The following is a 13,986-nucleotide window of genomic DNA, read 5'->3' as shown; positions in this document are numbered from 1 at the left end:
GTTGATGGCAACGACGGCAACGCATCGTCTGACCACCGGCAGCGTCATCGACGGGTTCACGATCGGCGCGCTTGCCCATCGCGGCGGCATGGCGCGGCTGTGGCATGTGACGCATCCCGATATCGACTTTCCGCTCGTCATGAAGGTGCCGATGATCGGCGAGGGGGATGATCCCGCCGCCATCGTCTCCTTCGAGATGGAACAGATGATCCTGCCGCGTCTCAGCGGCCCGCATGTGCCGCGCTTTGTCGCGAACGGCGATTTTTCCACGCAGCCCTACATCGTGCTGGAGCAACTGCCGGGCACCTCGCTCTATCCGATGCTGGAGCGCCTGCCGCTGCCGCCCGACGAGGTGGCCGCGCTGGGTGCTTCCATCGCAACGGCACTGTCCGCGCTGCATCGCCAGTTCGTCGTGCATCTCGATGTGAAGCCGTCCAACGTGCTCTTTCGCGAGACGGGAGAGGCGGTGCTGATCGATTACGGGCTGGCGCGGCACACGCAGCTTCCGGACCTGATGGACGAGGAATTCCGCCTGCCCTATGGCACCGCGCCCTATATGGCGCCGGAGCAGGTGATGGGCACGCGCAGCGACTATCGCTCCGACCTCTTTGCGCTCGGCGTGCTCCTCTATTTCTTCGCGACGGGGCGGCGACCCTTTGGTGATCCGCAGCGTCTCAGCGGGCTGAAGCGCCGCCTGTGGCGGGATCCCGTGCCGCCGCGGGCGCTGAATGCGGCAATCTCGCCGGAATTTCAGGAGGTCATCCTGCGCTGCCTTGAAGTCAATCCGGCGGCGCGGCATCCATCGGCGGCACAACTGGCGCTGGAACTGAAAGACCTTTCCGCGGTACCGCTGACCGCGCGCGCGGCGCGGCTATCCCGAGACGGGTTCTTCAAGGTTCTCAAACGCCGTTTCGATCCCGATCGCATGGAGGCGATGCGTCCACAGCAGGCGGCGGCGCATCTTGCCGGCGCACCGATCGTCGCCGTGGCCATCGATGTCAATGACGGCGCGCCGGAACTGGCCGACGCGCTTTTGCGCACCGTGCAGCGCGTGGTGGAGACGACGCCGAATGCGCGCATTGCCTGCCTCAATGTCCTCAAGCTGAACCGGATCGCGCTCGACCACACGCTGGACGAGGAGGGGCGCAACAAGCATGTGCAGCGGCTGGTGGCGCTGAAAGCCTGGGCGCGGCCGCTGGGCGCTGCGGAGGGGGCGGTGACGTTCCACGTCATCGAGGCCGTCTCGCCGGCCGAGGCCATCCTGGAATTTGCCCGCGAAAACCAGGTGGACCACATCGTCATGGGCGCGCGGGCCGCCTCCACCATGCGCTCGCTGCTTGGCAGCGTCTCCGGCGAGGTGGCGGCCCATGCCCCCTGCACGGTCACGGTGGTGCGCCGCCCCTATGTCGCCCCGCCGGAGGGCGCGGGCGGCGCGGAGGACATGCGGGCGTAGGGTCGTCGGCATCCGTGCCGCGAGCCAGCCGGCGCCTTTGGCGCTGCGGGATTGTCTTTTTGCACTGCACAGGATAGGAAACCCCGCCTGACGGGATGCCTTTTGTCGCCGGGGAGGAGATCGTTTCGCGCATTCGGATGCGCGGAGGGGTGCCGGCGGGAAGGAAACCCGGAAAAGGCGGTATGCCGCAGGCTTGAGACCGGCGCATGCCATCGGATGATGACGTTCGGGCTGGCCGGCTTCGGCGCCGGCCGGGTGCCCCGCGTGGAGGAGAGTCCCGCTTGCAGACGCTGACCTCGATCGCCGCGCTTCGTGATGCGCTTGGCTCCCATCGCCGCGCCGGGCGCAGCATCGGTCTCGTGCCGACCATGGGCTATCTCCATCAGGGCCATATGGAGCTGGTGCGCCGCGCCCGGGTCGAAAATGACGTGGTGGCCGCGAGCATCTTCGTCAATCCGCTGCAATTCGGCGCCAATGAGGACCTTTCGAAATATCCGCGCGACCTTGCGCGGGATCAGGCGATGCTGACCGAGGGCGGCGTCGATTTTCTCTTCGCGCCCGGCGTTGCCGACATGTATCCGCGACCGATGGAAACGGTGGTGGATGTCCCGACCCTCGGCAGCGAACTGGAGGGGGCGGTCCGGCCCGGTCATTTTGCCGGCGTGGCGACCGTCGTGACCAAGCTTTTCAATATCTTCCAGCCGGATCGCGCCTATTTCGGCGAGAAGGACTTCCAGCAGTTGCAGATCATCCGCCGCATGGTGGAGGATCTTGCCCAGCCGGTGTCCGTGATCGGCGTGCCGACGGTGCGCGATGCTGACGGGCTGGCGCTCTCCTCGCGCAATGTCTATCTCTCGCCGAACGAGCGCCGTGCGGCCGTCGTGGTACCGCGCGCGCTTGCGCAGGCCGAGCGACTGATCGCGGGCGGCCTGCGCGACGCACGCGCGATCGAGCGGGCCGTGACGGATTTCATCCGCGCCGAGCCGCTGGCGATCCCGGACGTCGTCGCGCTGCGTGATCCCGAAACGCTTGCCGAGGCCACCAGCGCGGGCGACCAGCCGGTGCTTCTCCTTCTCTTCGTGCGGTTCGGGACGACCCGTCTGCTCGACAACCGCATCATCAGCCGGGTCACCGGCGAAAAAGGAGCTCATGCATGAGCGTACAGGGACAGAAGCGACGTCTGGCGCCTGCGGGGATCGCAGCCTTGAAGGGCGAGCGACCGATCGTCAGCCTCACCGCCTACACGACGCCGATCGCGCGCCTGCTCGATCCGCACGTCGATTTCATGCTGGTCGGCGATTCCCTCGGCATGGTGCTCTACGGGCTCGATTCCACCGTTCGTGTGACGCTCGACATGATGATCGCCCATGGGCAGGCCGTCATGCGCGGCTCGGAACGGGCCTGCGTCGTCGTGGACCTGCCCTTCGGCTCCTACCAGCAATCCAAGGAACAGGCCTTCCAGTCGGCCGCGCGGGTGCTGAAGGAGACCGGCTGCAGCGCCGTGAAGCTGGAAGGCGGGGCGGAGATGGCCGAAACCGTCGCCTTCCTCACCAGCCGCGGCATTCCCGTGCTCGGCCATGTCGGGCTGATGCCGCAACTCGTCAACACCACCGGCGGCTATCGCTCGCTCGGGCGCAACGACCGCGAGGCGGAGAAGATCCGCCGGGACGCGAAGGCGATCGACGAGGCCGGCGCTTTTGCGATCGTCGTCGAGGGCACGGTGGAGCCGCTGGCCCGTGAGATCACCGCCAGCCTTGCCGCCCCCACCATCGGCATTGGCGCATCGCCGGCCTGCGACGGGCAGATCCTCGTTTCCGATGACATGCTGGGCATCTTCAACGACTTCAAGCCGCGCTTCGTCAAACATTTCGCCGAACTCGCGCCCTTGATGTCGCAGGCCTTCGCCGATTATGCCGCCGAGGTCAAAGCCCGTACCTTTCCCGGGATCGAGCATACGTTTCAGGTGAAGGCGGAGAAGAAGGACTGAGGGAGGTATTCCCGCGGGGGGAAGGTGCTTGGACGCTTCTGTCCGCCGTACCGCCTTCGTTCCATCAGGAAAACGGATTGGTCGTTCAGGGAAATTGATTTGTTCACGCAAGGTTCCGGCCCTATGTCCACACGCTGTGGACGGGCATCAGCGGATGGGGTCGCGTCGCGTCGTTTTCCCGAAGGGAGTGCCGATGACCGGCTCGGAATTCATGCACGGTGCCCGGCGCGGCCTTGCCGTGGCCGTCTCGGCGGCCCCTTTCGGTATCCTGTTCGGGGCAGTGGCGGTTGAAAAGGGCCTGTCGTCCGGCGAAGCGCTGTTGATGAGCGCGACGATCTTTGCCGGCGCCAGCCAGCTCGTCGGCGTCGAACTGTTCCAGCATTCGGTGCAGCCCTGGCTCGTGGTGCTCTCGGTCTTCGCGGTCAATTTCCGCCATGTGCTCTATTCGGCGGCCATCACCCGGCTGTTCACCTCCTTCACCCTTGCGCAGAAGATGCTGAGCTTCTTCCTTCTGACCGATCCGCAATTTGCCGAGGCGGAGCGGCGGGCGGAGGCGGCAGGGCGCATCACGTTTGTCTGGTATCTCGGGCTCGGCGCTACCGTCTATTGCGCCTGGCTCGGCGCGACGCTCCTCGGCACAATGTTCGGCCGTCTCATCGGCGATCCCAGGGCAATCGGTCTCGATGTGCTGCTGCCGATCTATTTCATGGGGCTGGTGCTGGGTTTTCGCAGCCGCGACAACTGGTTGCCGGTGGTGGCGGTCAGTTCCGTCGCCTCGGTCATCGCCATCAAGGTTGTCGGCTCGCCCTGGCATGTGAGCCTCGGCGCGCTCGCCGGCATTCTCGTCGCTGCATTCTTGCCGCCGCGCGGCGGGCAGGCCGAGGAGAGCGGGATGGATGGCGCAGCCGTTGCGGCCCCGCTGGCAGGGAGGGCCGAGCGATGAGCGATCCCGTCCCCATGGCCTGGGTCATCCTTGCGGCCGCCGCAGCGACGTTTCTCACGCGGGTCGGCGGCTATGTGCTGATCACGCGCATGCGCCGCATTCCGCCGCGGCTCGAGGCCGGGCTCAACGCGGTGCCGGCCGCCGTTCTTTCCACTCTGGTCGCGCCAGCCTTTGCCTATGGTGGGTGGGATGTGGCGCTGGCGATGGTCGCCGCACTTGCCATCGCGCTGCGCTATTCGACGCTGCTGGCCATGGTCGCGGGATGCGCTGCCGTCGTGCTGCTGCGCCAGAGCTTTGGTATTTGAGATCCGAGCGGCCGGCCTTGCCATCGGGGATCGGAAAACCGGCCGCACCCTGATGTCTCAGAGCGGTGCGGTCGCCTGCTCCAGCCAGCGGCGCACCGAGTCACCCTCGATCAGCGGCATCAGTTTCTCGCGCGTCGTGGCGTGATAGGTGTCGAGCCAGGCGCGTTCTTCCGCCGTCAGCATGTCCGCCACCACCAGGCGGCGATCGATCGGGCACCAGGTGATGGTCTCGAAGCCGAGCATGGGCAGGTCGCCGCCATCCACCATCGTCGCTTGGTTGACGACGATGAGGTTTTCGATGCGGATGCCGAAGGCGCCGGGGCGGTAGTAGCCGGGCTCGTTGGAGAGAATCATGCCCGGCAGCAGTTCCTGCTGGCTGGCGCGGGAGATGCGCTGCGGGCCCTCATGCACCGAGAGATAGGAGCCGACACCGTGGCCGGTGCCATGGGCGAAATCGGCGCCCGCCTTCCACAGTGCGATGCGCGCCAGGGGATCGAGATCGACGCCGCGCGTGCCCTTGGGAAAACGCGCCGTGCTGATGGCGATCATGCCCTTGAGAACGAGGGTGAAGAAGCGCTTTTCCTCTGCGCCGACCGCGCCGATCGCCACCGTGCGGGTGATGTCCGTGGTGCCGTTGATGTATTGGCCGCCCGAATCGATCAGGAAGAGCGTGCCGGGCTCGATGGTTCGGTCGCTGTCGGTGGTGACGCGGTAGTGCATGATGGCGGCGTGGTCGCCGGCGCCGGCGATGGTGTCGAAGGAAATGTCCTTCAGCGGGTTTTGAAGCCGCTCCCCGACGCGGCGTCGCTTGGCCTCCAGCTGTTTCGTGACCGCGATTTCCGTGACGGTGCCGGCTTCCGTCCCGTCCAGCCAGGCGAGGAACTCCACCATCGCGGCGCCATCCTGCAGGTGAGCGCGACGCGATCCCTCTATTTCGGCGGCATTTTTTACCGCGCGGGGAATGCGGGCCGGATCGGCGGCCTCGACCACGGTGCCGCCCTTCTCGGTAATGAGGCGTGCCAGCGCGTACGGCGCGAGATCGGGATCGAGGAGGATGCGACGCCCCTCGGCGGCAAGGGCGGCGAGGCGCGCTGCAAATTCCCAGGGGGCGACGAGGTCGGCGAGTTGGGTGAGGTAGGCCTCTTCGGTGATCGGCGCCTTGCGCTTGTCGATGAAGAGCAGCGGCAGCCCCTCGGCCGGCACGATGGCGCGGGCGAGCGGATGCGGCGTATGCGGCACATCGGCGCCGCGGATGTTGAAGGCCCAGGCGACGGAAGAGGGGTCCGTGAGCAGCACGGCGGAGGCCCCGCGCTCGCGCACGCCTTCGGCAATGGCGGCGAGCTTTTCGGACGCGAGCTTGCCGGCATGGTCGAGGCTTTGCAGCGTGATGCGTCCGAGCGGCTCGGCGGGACGATCGGTCCACAGGCGGTCGAGCGGGTTGTCCTCCAGAAGGACGAGCGCGCCGCCGACCGATCCGAGCGCGGCTTCGAGCTTGCGCACTTCGGCGCCTGTGTGAAGCCAGGGGTCGATGCCGAGGCGGAAGCCCTTCGGCGCGTGGTTCTCCAGCCAGCGATGCGGCGGCTCGCCGACGAGGTCGCCGCCGGTGAAGACGGTGGGATCCACCTGCTGGGCAAGCTGCGTGACGTAGCGGCCATCGACGAACACCACCGCCTCGTTCGGCGTGACCAGCGCGACGCCGGCGGAGCCGGTGAAGCCGGTCAGCCAGGAGAGGCGTTCGGCGGAAGCCGGCACATATTCACCCTGGAACTCGTCGGCGCGGGGCACGAGGAAACCATCGACGCCGGCCGCCTTGAGGCGCTCGCGTAGGGCTTTAACACGCGCCGGGCCAAACTCGGGCGTGGAGGTGACATCGAAGGACTGGAACATGGGCGGTCTTTCCGGAAACGATTCTGTGATGTGGGGCGACGGTAGCGCGAAATGGGCACAACCGGAATCGTGCCATAGGCTTATCCGCCCGCTTTCATGGAAAGGACGAAGCTTTCGGCGCTGAAAACGCTGGCTAAACCCACGTCGTTGACGCTCCTTCTCCAGGTCTCATCGGATTAGAGGCAACATTGTGTCTCATCCTATGCGCATGCTGCATGGCACCCATTCCCCGGCCGGTCTGTCTCGCAACTGCGAAGGGCTCTATAAGCGAACCCACAAACGGGGTCGACGAACCCTCGACCCGAAAGGAAATGAAAATGCCGGTTTCGATTTATCGCCACGCCAAGAGCCTCGATGCAGCCCAGCAGGGTCGCTCCGCCCTGCGCGTCAGCGGTTCCATGATGGCTTCCAACGACACGACGATTGCTGCGCTCGGCCTGTCGCGCGAGGAAGTTCGTCGTCGCGGTGCGCATCGCTAAATTTCAAAGCTAAGTGTTCTGAGCATAGGGTCCGGTTCGATACTCCTCCTCCCTCATCGACCTGACCTTCAGAACACCTAGGTCCGCTTGAGCGCTCCTCCTCCTCCTCAAGCTCGCGGACTCGTCGGTTTTCCGACCTTAAGGCGGTGCCACTGGCACCGCCTTTTGCTTGTCCGCAGGATGCGCAAATCGGCAAGCGTCGCTCGATTGACCGACGCGCCAAAGATTGTCGAAGGGCAGGGTCGTCAGCGTGACAGGAGGATCGTCACCCAGCCATTGCGCCAGAGCGTGCGCACATGCTTGAGGCCTGCACCATTATAGGCGGCCAGCACCTTCCAGCGCTGGCTGGCGAGGATGCCGGAGAGAATTACCAGGCCATTGCCCGCCAGATTTGATTCAAGCTGGGGTGCCATGCGCATCAGCGGACGGGCAAGGATGTTGGCGATGATCAGGTCGAAGGGGCCGTGCGCGCCAAATTCCGTGGAGTGGAAGCCGGCAGCGGTGACGGCGGTGACGTTGGCGCTGGCCCGGTTGCGGCGGATGTTTTCGCGGGCAACACGGGTGGCGACCGGGTCAATGTCGGTGGCGAGAACCGGGATTGTGGCCATGCGGGCGGCGGCAATGGCGAGAACACCGCTGCCGGTACCGAGGTCGAGCGCATTGCGAATCGCGCCGCGGCCGGGGCCGGCCTTGACCGCGCCGCGCTGGCGCAGCACCCATTCGATCATTTCAAGGCAGCCGGCCGTCGTGCCGTGATGGCCGGTGCCGAAGGCCTGCCCGGCATCGATCTCGATGGCGATGTCGCCCGATTTCACCTTGTCGCGGTCATGGGAGCCGTGGACCAGAAAGCGGCCGGCGCGCACCGGCTGGAGGCCTTCGAGGGATTTGGCGATCCAGTCGAGGTCCGGGACAACCTCCCGGGTGATCTCGAGATGGCCGAAGCTCTCGGCCAGCAACTCGCGAAACCGCGCGGCGACGAATTCCTCGTCCTCGAAGTCGAGGTAGACGGAAGCTTCCCAGATGTCCTTCTTCTCGTCCACTTCCATGGTGGCGATGGCAAAGCCGTCGTCTTCGAACAGGCTTTCCATACAGGCGAGCACCCGCTCGGAGTCTGTTTCATTGGTGACGACGTAGAGTCTGAGTTCGCTCACGGTGGCTGTCCTGGAAGAGGCTGCAACAGACGCCAACGGCGCCGATGGTGGCGCCGCTGTATCACTTTGATGGTTTGGGGGGAAGTTCCGTGCCGCGTCGCCGGTCAGCCGGCGATCAGGTTCTTCAGCTTCTGTTCGGCCGTATCGCTATTTTCCTGATAGGCGATCGTGCCCTTGAAGTCGCCATCCTTGTCCAGCAGGAAGACGGAGGCGGTATGATCCATCGTGTAGTCGCCGTTCGGATCCTTCTCGTCCACCGGCACCTTTCGGTAATAGACGCGGAAGCCCTTGGCCATTTCCAGTACCTTGTCCGGCTCGCCGGAAATGCCGGTGATCCGCTTTGAGACGTTGGAAACGTACTGGCCGAGGATTTCGGGCGTGTCGCGCTCGGGATCGATGGTGACGAAATAGGCCTGCAGCTTGGTCCCGTCGGGATCGACCTTGTTCAAAAGGCCGTTCAATTCGAAGAGCGTGGTCGGGCAGACTTCCGGGCAATGGGTGAAGCCGAAGAACAGCGCCGTCGGCTTGCCCCTAAAGGCCGCCTCGGTGATCGGCTTGCCGGTCTGGTCGGTGAGGGTGAAGGGCACGCCGAAGGCTTTTGCGGTGAGGTCCTGCCGGTTCGCCGTCAGCTCGAACGTCAGCCAGCCGAGCAGGCCGGCCATGAGGGCAGCCACGGTCCACAGGATGATGCGCAGGTTCTTCATTCTCGTCTTCCCGTTCAAAGTCACCGGCCGAGCGTTGCGACCGTCATGGGGACGCATGTCGTGCCGGCAGGGGAGCGGTCGGCCGACCTTCCGTCTGCCCCGCATGTATCAAGGCGGACACCAGGCTGCAAAGGGCGAATTGACGCGTGTTAACGGGCACTGGAGATAGGGTTAGCGCCCGATGCGTTGGGGCCTCTCGTCAGAGGCACCAGGCCAGGCTGGCCCCGTCGAGGGAAAGCAGCAGATCGCTGCCGTGGGCAAGCCATGCGCTCCATCCCCAGGACAGCAGGACTGTCAGCGCCAGCAGCAGCGCCGCCAGAGCGGTGTGCCGGAGCGTTTGCGGTTCAAGCGTGGTTCGGAGCCTCGTCATCATTGCAATATCCTAGCATGGGCGCGCCCACGCGTCATCATCTTCGCAAAAGCCTGCATGGGCGGGCGTATCACCCGATTTGCGCGGTTCGATTAGGCATTGGTTAATCGATCTGTCTGAAAATCGAGCATACGGCAATGGTGTGTCGATGATGTTTCGCGCATGGCGCGGCGGCGCCGTCGATTTCGACTTTTCCGGGTCCGGGCCCGGTCATTTGAGGGGCATTTCATGACGGCCACCACGGGCAGGCAGCGCAATCTATCGGTCCGCCAGCGACTGACATTGCTTGGCGCAACCGCTTTGCTGGGCTTCGGCTCCATGCTGGCAACGGGCTTCTACCAGAATATCCAGGTCGAAGCGGCGCTCGATCTTGCCGATTCCGCGCAGGCGAATGTCCGGATCATCGACAAGATGCGTCTTGCGAACGCCGAAGTCGTGCTCGCCGCCATGGATACGATCATCGACCGGGAAGAAAAGGTCGTTCAGCCCGAGCGACTGAAAATCATCGAAAACGACTTCAAGATTTTGTCCGATGTGACGGCGCTCAGGGCCGTTGCCGTCGAGACCGGGCAGGGCGACACGCTCAACCGGTTCGAGGCCGATGTCGCGGAAATGAAAAGCGCAATCGCCGTCGATCTGAAAGCGATGGTCGAGAACGGTGCCCCGGGCGAGGCCTATGATGCGATCGACGATACGATCGACGGGGCCGGCGAGCGGGTGAAGCAGTCGCTGGAAGCCATCTCCAACGCCGGCGCCGCTTTTGCTGCCGAGCGGGTGGCGGAAGCTGGCGAGCGCTCCCACAACACGCTGGTGCTGCAGATCGTCATCGGCCTCGTTGCGATGATCACCATGCTGGTCATGCTCGTCATCAACGGCAATATCCTGCGCCGCGGCATCGAGACGGTGCTCGACGGCATGCAGCGGGTTCTTTCCGGCGACCTCGACAGCCGCGTTCCGCAGCTCGAGCGCAGCGACGAAATCGGCACCATGGCGCGTGCGCTCGAACAGTTCCGCCAGGCGGCTGTCGAGAAGCGGTCGCTTGAAGTCTCGGCCGCCAAGCGACAGAGCGAGACGGACGACGAGCGCGCCAGTCGCGATGCGCAGCGCGCCCAGGAAGTGGCCCAGGTGCAGTTTGCCGTCGAGGCGCTTGGCCGGGGCCTCAACCGCCTCGCCGAGGGGAACCTGACCGAAACGATCAGCCAGACCTTCCACGACGACCTCGAAAGCGTGCGCCGCGACTACAACCAGACCGTCACGCGCCTGCAGCGGGTGCTGAGCGACGTCAGTGCCAATGCCAGCTCCATTCACGCCAACAGCCGCCAGATGCGCTCGGCCGCCGACGATCTGTCGCGCCGCACCGAACAGCAGGCCGCCTCGCTCGAGGAAACCTCCGCGGCGCTCAGCCAGATCACCTCGACGGTGAAGAGCTCGACCGACAAGGCCGAGGAAGCGACGCGGATGGTGGATGCGACCCGGATCAATGCCGAGGAGTCCGGGCGGATCGTCGGGGAAGCCATTTCGGCGATGGCGCGCATCGAAACGGCATCGAACGAAATCGGCAAGATCATCAACGTCATCGATGAAATCGCCTTCCAGACCAACCTTCTGGCGCTGAATGCCGGCGTCGAGGCTGCCCGTGCCGGTGAAGCCGGCAAGGGCTTTGCGGTGGTGGCACAGGAGGTACGCGAGCTTGCCCAGCGCGCCGCGGGCGCAGCCAAGGACATCAAGTCGCTCGTTGCCCGCTCGGGCGAGGAAGTCGGCACGGGCGTCAAGCTGGTGCAGGCGACCGGCGAAGCGCTCGGCCGCATCGGCGAGGACGTGGTGCGCATCAACGAACACGTTCGCTCGATCGCCCAGGCCGCCCGCGACCAGTCCATCGGCCTCAATGAAATCAACACGGCCATCGGCCAGCTCGACCAGATGACGCAGCAGAATGCGGCGATGGTGGAAGAGACCAATGCCGCCAGCCACACGCTGGCGCAGGATGCCGACAATCTGACGCAGATCATCGGCCAGTTCCGCCTCGATGCGCAGGATCGTGGTCGCGCCAGCGTCAACCAGAATTGGAATGGCGCGTCGCACACGCCGTCTTCGACCACATCCTCCAGCGTGCGCACTGCCGCACCCGTGTCCCCGGTTCGCGCCGTGGCGCCCACCATTGCTGCCGGTCCGGTCGCGGCGACGCGCACCAGCCGGGCAGCCCCGTCACCCGCCAAGGCGCTCCTCGGACGCCTGTCCGGCGCCTTCGACAGCAACAGCAACCCGCCGGCATCCAAGCCCTCGACCTCCGGCGAAAACTGGGAAGAGTTCTGATCATGTCCAATGCCCTCAAGCAGACCGGCGACTATCTCGAAATCGTGTCGTTCCATCTGGGCGACCAGGAATTCTGCATCGACATCATGGCGATCCGCGAAATTCGCGGATGGGCACCGGTGACCCCGATGCCCCATACGCCCGACTTCGTGCTCGGCCTCATCAACCTGCGCGGCGCGGTGATCCCGGTCATCGACATGGCCTGCCGTCTCGGCATGAACATGACCGAGCCGTCAGAGCGCTCGGCGATCATCGTCACCGACATTGCCGGCAAGCTCGTCGGTCTCCTGGTCGAGCAGGTCTCCGACATGATGACCATCAAGAGCGAGGCCCTGCAGCCGCCGCCGGAAATCATTCCCGAAGCCCAGCGCGCTTTCTGCCGCGGCATCGTGGCGCTCGACAAGTCGATGGTCTGCTTCCTCAACCTCGACACGGTCATTGCCGACGAATTGGCGCAGGCCGCCTGATCGCTTGTTCCTTCCGCGCTTTCAACGGCCCCGGCAGCGATGCCGGGGCTTCGTCGTTTCGGTGAGAGGGCAGCGTTTTCATCGGTGGCGGATGGCGATGAAGGGCGCTTCGGTCTACATCTGTCGTCGCCGCCAACCGCATCCAGATTCAGGAGAATGCCATGAAGTGCCTGCTGCTCATCGATATCCAGGTCGGGTTCTGCCCGGGCGGCCATCTGGCGGTTGCGGAGGGGGATGAGGTGGTGCCGATCGCCAACCGGCTGATGCGCGAGGGGGGATATGATCTCGTGGTCGCATCGCAGGACTGGCACCCGGCGGACCATGGAAGCTTCGCCTCCCAGCATCCCGGCTCCAAGCCCTTCACGATCGGGGAGCTGGGTGGCAAGCCGCAGATGCTGTGGCCGGACCACTGCGTCCAGGGAACGCGGGATGCCGAATTCCATCCGGATCTCGATCTGGCCCGCATCGACCATGTGCAGCGCAAGGGCATGAACCGGCTTGTCGACAGCTATTCGGCCTTCCGCGACAATGATCGCGAGGCCGTGACGGGTCTGGCGGCCTTTATGGCGGAGCGCGGTGTCGGTGCCATCGACCTGTGCGGGCTTGCGACCGATTATTGCGTGCGCTTTTCGGCGCTTGATGCACGGGAGATGCTGCCGGATGCGCGCGTGCGCGTCTTTTCCGATGCCTGCCGGGGCATCACCCCCGATGGCGTCACCGAGGCCGAAGCCGAGATGCGCGCCCGCGGTGTTACCATCCTGACCTCACGCGACCATCTCGCGGTCGTTTGATGGACACGCGAATGGATCAAGCGAGCGTGATGCAGAAAGTTTGATGGCCGGCGAAACTATTTTCGTTCTGTGCCGTTTTCTGGCTGTGTCGACCCGGTGAACTACACAAGATTGACACCGGATATAACGCAGAAAAATTTCCGCTCTCCCAAGAACAGCGGACAACAGAGAACGAAGACAGAAGGAGAAAGACCATGAAGACTTCGATCAAGCTCGCTATTGCTGCAGCTCTCTTCACCACCGCCGGCTTCGGTACTGCCATGGCTCGTCCGGATAACGGCGATTATTACACGGGCGTTACGAAGCAGATGTTCTCCGCCGAAGGCTCGTCCTCGGCCGGTACCGCTGCTCCGGCTCTGCCGGACACCGGTGAAAGCGCCTACTACGAGGGCGTCAGCCGCCAGCCGAACGTGGATGCCATGAGCACCGGCTCGATCGAGCGCGACGCCCCGCAGGTGTTTGTGCCGGGCGAAGGCCGCTACTACCGCGGCGTTGAAGCCCCGAACTAAGGCCTGAGGTCCGACTGAAACAAAACGCCCCGGCAGAAAATGCCGGGGCGTTTTGTATTCGTGAATACGCATCCGTTACGGCTTGCCCCTGGTCCAGACAACCTGCTGATTGAACAGCGGCACGGTGGAGATCGACATCTTCGCGGAGCCATCCTTGATCTGGCTGGAATGGGCAAGATAGATCAGCGTGTCGTTGGCCTTGTCATAGACACGCGTGACGATCAGGCTCTTCCAGATCAGCGACAGACCCTCACGGAAGACGCTTTCGCCATCTTTTGACAGGTCAATGTCGCCCACTTCGATCGGTCCGGTCTGTCGGCAGGCGATCGCATTGTTCGAGGGGTCTTCGAACCAGTTTCCGTTCTTCAACCGGTCAATCACGCTGCGGTCGAAATAGGTGATGTGGCAGGTGATACCCTTCACCTTTGGATCAGCGATGGCATCGATAAGGATATCATTGCCGATCCAGTCGACGCCGACCCTGCCGACGGTCTCGGCGTGGACGGGCAAGCTGAGGGCGAGCAGGGTCGCAAGGCCGCCAAGGGCGGCGCGGATGGACGGTGCGGGCATGGCGGGAAGTCTCCAGTTGATCCGATAGGGTCAACATAGGGTGGGCAGGGGCATGCC

General features: G+C 64.6%; 15 protein-coding genes. 10 read left to right on the top strand and 5 right to left on the bottom strand.

The genetic code is table 11. The annotated features are described in order from the left end of the window. The first annotated feature begins 4 nt into the window (after positions 1 to 4). The 5 genes from F3H41_RS05490 (at position 5) to F3H41_RS05470 (ending at position 4,688) form a co-directional block, all read left to right on the top strand. The gene (locus F3H41_RS05490; RefSeq protein WP_210246643.1) at positions 5 to 1,453 is read left to right on the top strand and encodes a bifunctional serine/threonine-protein kinase/universal stress protein; all 1,449 of its coding nucleotides are present in this window, start codon (positions 5 to 7) and stop codon (positions 1,451 to 1,453) included. Positions 1,454 to 1,734: 281 nt separating this feature from the next. Then, positions 1,735 to 2,610 (top strand): pantoate--beta-alanine ligase, encoded by an 876-nt coding sequence (gene panC, locus F3H41_RS05485; RefSeq protein WP_149737574.1) that lies wholly within the window; start codon positions 1,735 to 1,737, stop codon positions 2,608 to 2,610. Continuing rightward, positions 2,607 to 3,440 carry a 3-methyl-2-oxobutanoate hydroxymethyltransferase gene (panB, locus tag F3H41_RS05480; RefSeq protein ID WP_149737573.1) on the top strand — a complete coding sequence of 278 codons (834 nt, stop codon included), beginning with the start codon at positions 2,607 to 2,609 and terminating at the stop codon, positions 3,438 to 3,440. The genes panC and panB overlap by 4 nt, the downstream gene beginning before the upstream one ends. Positions 3,441 to 3,633: 193 nt before the next feature. Then, positions 3,634 to 4,383 (top strand): AzlC family ABC transporter permease, encoded by a 750-nt coding sequence (locus F3H41_RS05475; protein ID WP_149737572.1) that lies wholly within the window; start codon positions 3,634 to 3,636, stop codon positions 4,381 to 4,383. Then, complete coding sequence (locus F3H41_RS05470) at positions 4,380 to 4,688, top strand: AzlD domain-containing protein (RefSeq protein ID WP_149737571.1); 309 nt, start codon at positions 4,380 to 4,382, stop codon at positions 4,686 to 4,688. Before F3H41_RS05475 ends, F3H41_RS05470 begins: the two co-directional genes overlap by 4 nt. 57 nt (positions 4,689 to 4,745) lie before the next feature. Here the strand turns inward: F3H41_RS05470 and F3H41_RS05465 are convergent, their stop codons facing one another. Next, positions 4,746 to 6,575 carry an aminopeptidase P family protein gene (locus F3H41_RS05465; RefSeq protein WP_149737570.1) on the bottom strand — a complete coding sequence of 610 codons (1,830 nt, stop codon included), beginning with the start codon at positions 6,573 to 6,575 and terminating at the stop codon, positions 4,746 to 4,748. Between the two features lie 317 nt (positions 6,576 to 6,892). Between F3H41_RS05465 and F3H41_RS21210 the strand changes: the two genes are divergently transcribed. Beyond that, the gene (locus F3H41_RS21210) at positions 6,893 to 7,054 is read left to right on the top strand and encodes a hypothetical protein (RefSeq protein WP_188129345.1); all 162 of its coding nucleotides are present in this window, start codon (positions 6,893 to 6,895) and stop codon (positions 7,052 to 7,054) included. 245 nt (positions 7,055 to 7,299) lie between these two features. On the opposite strand, the gene F3H41_RS05460 is transcribed toward F3H41_RS21210, so the two are convergent. From F3H41_RS05460 to F3H41_RS21205, 3 genes are all read right to left on the bottom strand, one after another. Continuing rightward, entirely contained in the window at positions 7,300 to 8,205 is a 906-nt protein-coding gene (locus tag F3H41_RS05460; protein ID WP_149737569.1) for a 50S ribosomal protein L11 methyltransferase, read from the bottom strand. 104 nt (positions 8,206 to 8,309) lie between these two features. Beyond that, positions 8,310 to 8,909, bottom strand: coding sequence for an SCO family protein (locus F3H41_RS05455; protein WP_149737568.1), 600 nt, complete (start codon positions 8,907 to 8,909; stop codon positions 8,310 to 8,312). 199 nt (positions 8,910 to 9,108) lie between these two features. Then, positions 9,109 to 9,282 carry a hypothetical protein gene (locus F3H41_RS21205; RefSeq protein WP_188129344.1) on the bottom strand — a complete coding sequence of 58 codons (174 nt, stop codon included), beginning with the start codon at positions 9,280 to 9,282 and terminating at the stop codon, positions 9,109 to 9,111. Between the two features lie 225 nt (positions 9,283 to 9,507). On the opposite strand from F3H41_RS21205, the gene F3H41_RS05450 reads away from it, so the two are divergent. From F3H41_RS05450 to F3H41_RS05435, 4 genes are all read left to right on the top strand, one after another. Next, entirely contained in the window at positions 9,508 to 11,592 is a 2,085-nt protein-coding gene (locus tag F3H41_RS05450; RefSeq protein WP_149737567.1) for a methyl-accepting chemotaxis protein, read from the top strand. A 2-nt stretch (positions 11,593 to 11,594) separates the two neighbouring features. Further along, the gene (locus F3H41_RS05445; protein WP_149737566.1) at positions 11,595 to 12,059 is read left to right on the top strand and encodes a chemotaxis protein CheW; all 465 of its coding nucleotides are present in this window, start codon (positions 11,595 to 11,597) and stop codon (positions 12,057 to 12,059) included. A 161-nt stretch (positions 12,060 to 12,220) separates the two neighbouring features. Next, positions 12,221 to 12,850, top strand: coding sequence for a bifunctional nicotinamidase/pyrazinamidase (gene pncA / locus F3H41_RS05440; protein ID WP_149737565.1), 630 nt, complete (start codon positions 12,221 to 12,223; stop codon positions 12,848 to 12,850). Between the two features lie 194 nt (positions 12,851 to 13,044). Then, the gene (locus tag F3H41_RS05435; RefSeq protein ID WP_149737564.1) at positions 13,045 to 13,359 is read left to right on the top strand and encodes a hypothetical protein; all 315 of its coding nucleotides are present in this window, start codon (positions 13,045 to 13,047) and stop codon (positions 13,357 to 13,359) included. A gap of 75 nt (positions 13,360 to 13,434) precedes the next feature. Here F3H41_RS05435 and F3H41_RS05430 read toward each other — a convergent pair whose 3' ends face one another. Then, entirely contained in the window at positions 13,435 to 13,929 is a 495-nt protein-coding gene (locus F3H41_RS05430; protein ID WP_149737563.1) for a CreA family protein, read from the bottom strand. Between the last annotated feature and the right edge of the window lie 57 nt (positions 13,930 to 13,986).

The sequence above is a fragment of the Rhizobium sp. RU20A genome, assembly GCF_900155885.1.
Taxonomy (GTDB): Bacteria; Pseudomonadota; Alphaproteobacteria; order Rhizobiales; family Rhizobiaceae; genus RU20A.
The sequence above is the reverse complement of the archived record's forward strand: the minus strand, read 5'-3'. Positions and strand labels throughout refer to the sequence as shown.

What these genes read in the sequence shown, in the direction of transcription:
- F3H41_RS05490 (WP_210246643.1), top strand. Translation starts at nt 5, where the DNA reads ATGGCAACGACGGCAACGCATCGTCTGACCACCGGCAGCGTCATCGAC.
- panB (WP_149737573.1), top strand. Translation starts at nt 2,607, where the DNA reads ATGAGCGTACAGGGACAGAAGCGACGTCTGGCGCCTGCGGGGATCGCA.
- F3H41_RS05475 (WP_149737572.1), top strand. Translation starts at nt 3,634, where the DNA reads ATGACCGGCTCGGAATTCATGCACGGTGCCCGGCGCGGCCTTGCCGTG.
- F3H41_RS05470 (WP_149737571.1), top strand. Translation starts at nt 4,380, where the DNA reads ATGAGCGATCCCGTCCCCATGGCCTGGGTCATCCTTGCGGCCGCCGCA.
- F3H41_RS05465 (WP_149737570.1), bottom strand. Translation starts at nt 6,575, where the DNA reads ATGTTCCAGTCCTTCGATGTCACCTCCACGCCCGAGTTTGGCCCGGCG.
- F3H41_RS21210 (WP_188129345.1), top strand. Translation starts at nt 6,893, where the DNA reads ATGCCGGTTTCGATTTATCGCCACGCCAAGAGCCTCGATGCAGCCCAG.
- F3H41_RS05455 (WP_149737568.1), bottom strand. Translation starts at nt 8,909, where the DNA reads ATGAAGAACCTGCGCATCATCCTGTGGACCGTGGCTGCCCTCATGGCC.
- F3H41_RS21205 (WP_188129344.1), bottom strand. Translation starts at nt 9,282, where the DNA reads ATGATGACGAGGCTCCGAACCACGCTTGAACCGCAAACGCTCCGGCAC.
- F3H41_RS05450 (WP_149737567.1), top strand. Translation starts at nt 9,508, where the DNA reads ATGACGGCCACCACGGGCAGGCAGCGCAATCTATCGGTCCGCCAGCGA.
- F3H41_RS05445 (WP_149737566.1), top strand. Translation starts at nt 11,595, where the DNA reads ATGTCCAATGCCCTCAAGCAGACCGGCGACTATCTCGAAATCGTGTCG.
- pncA (WP_149737565.1), top strand. Translation starts at nt 12,221, where the DNA reads ATGAAGTGCCTGCTGCTCATCGATATCCAGGTCGGGTTCTGCCCGGGC.
- F3H41_RS05435 (WP_149737564.1), top strand. Translation starts at nt 13,045, where the DNA reads ATGAAGACTTCGATCAAGCTCGCTATTGCTGCAGCTCTCTTCACCACC.
- F3H41_RS05430 (WP_149737563.1), bottom strand. Translation starts at nt 13,929, where the DNA reads ATGCCCGCACCGTCCATCCGCGCCGCCCTTGGCGGCCTTGCGACCCTG.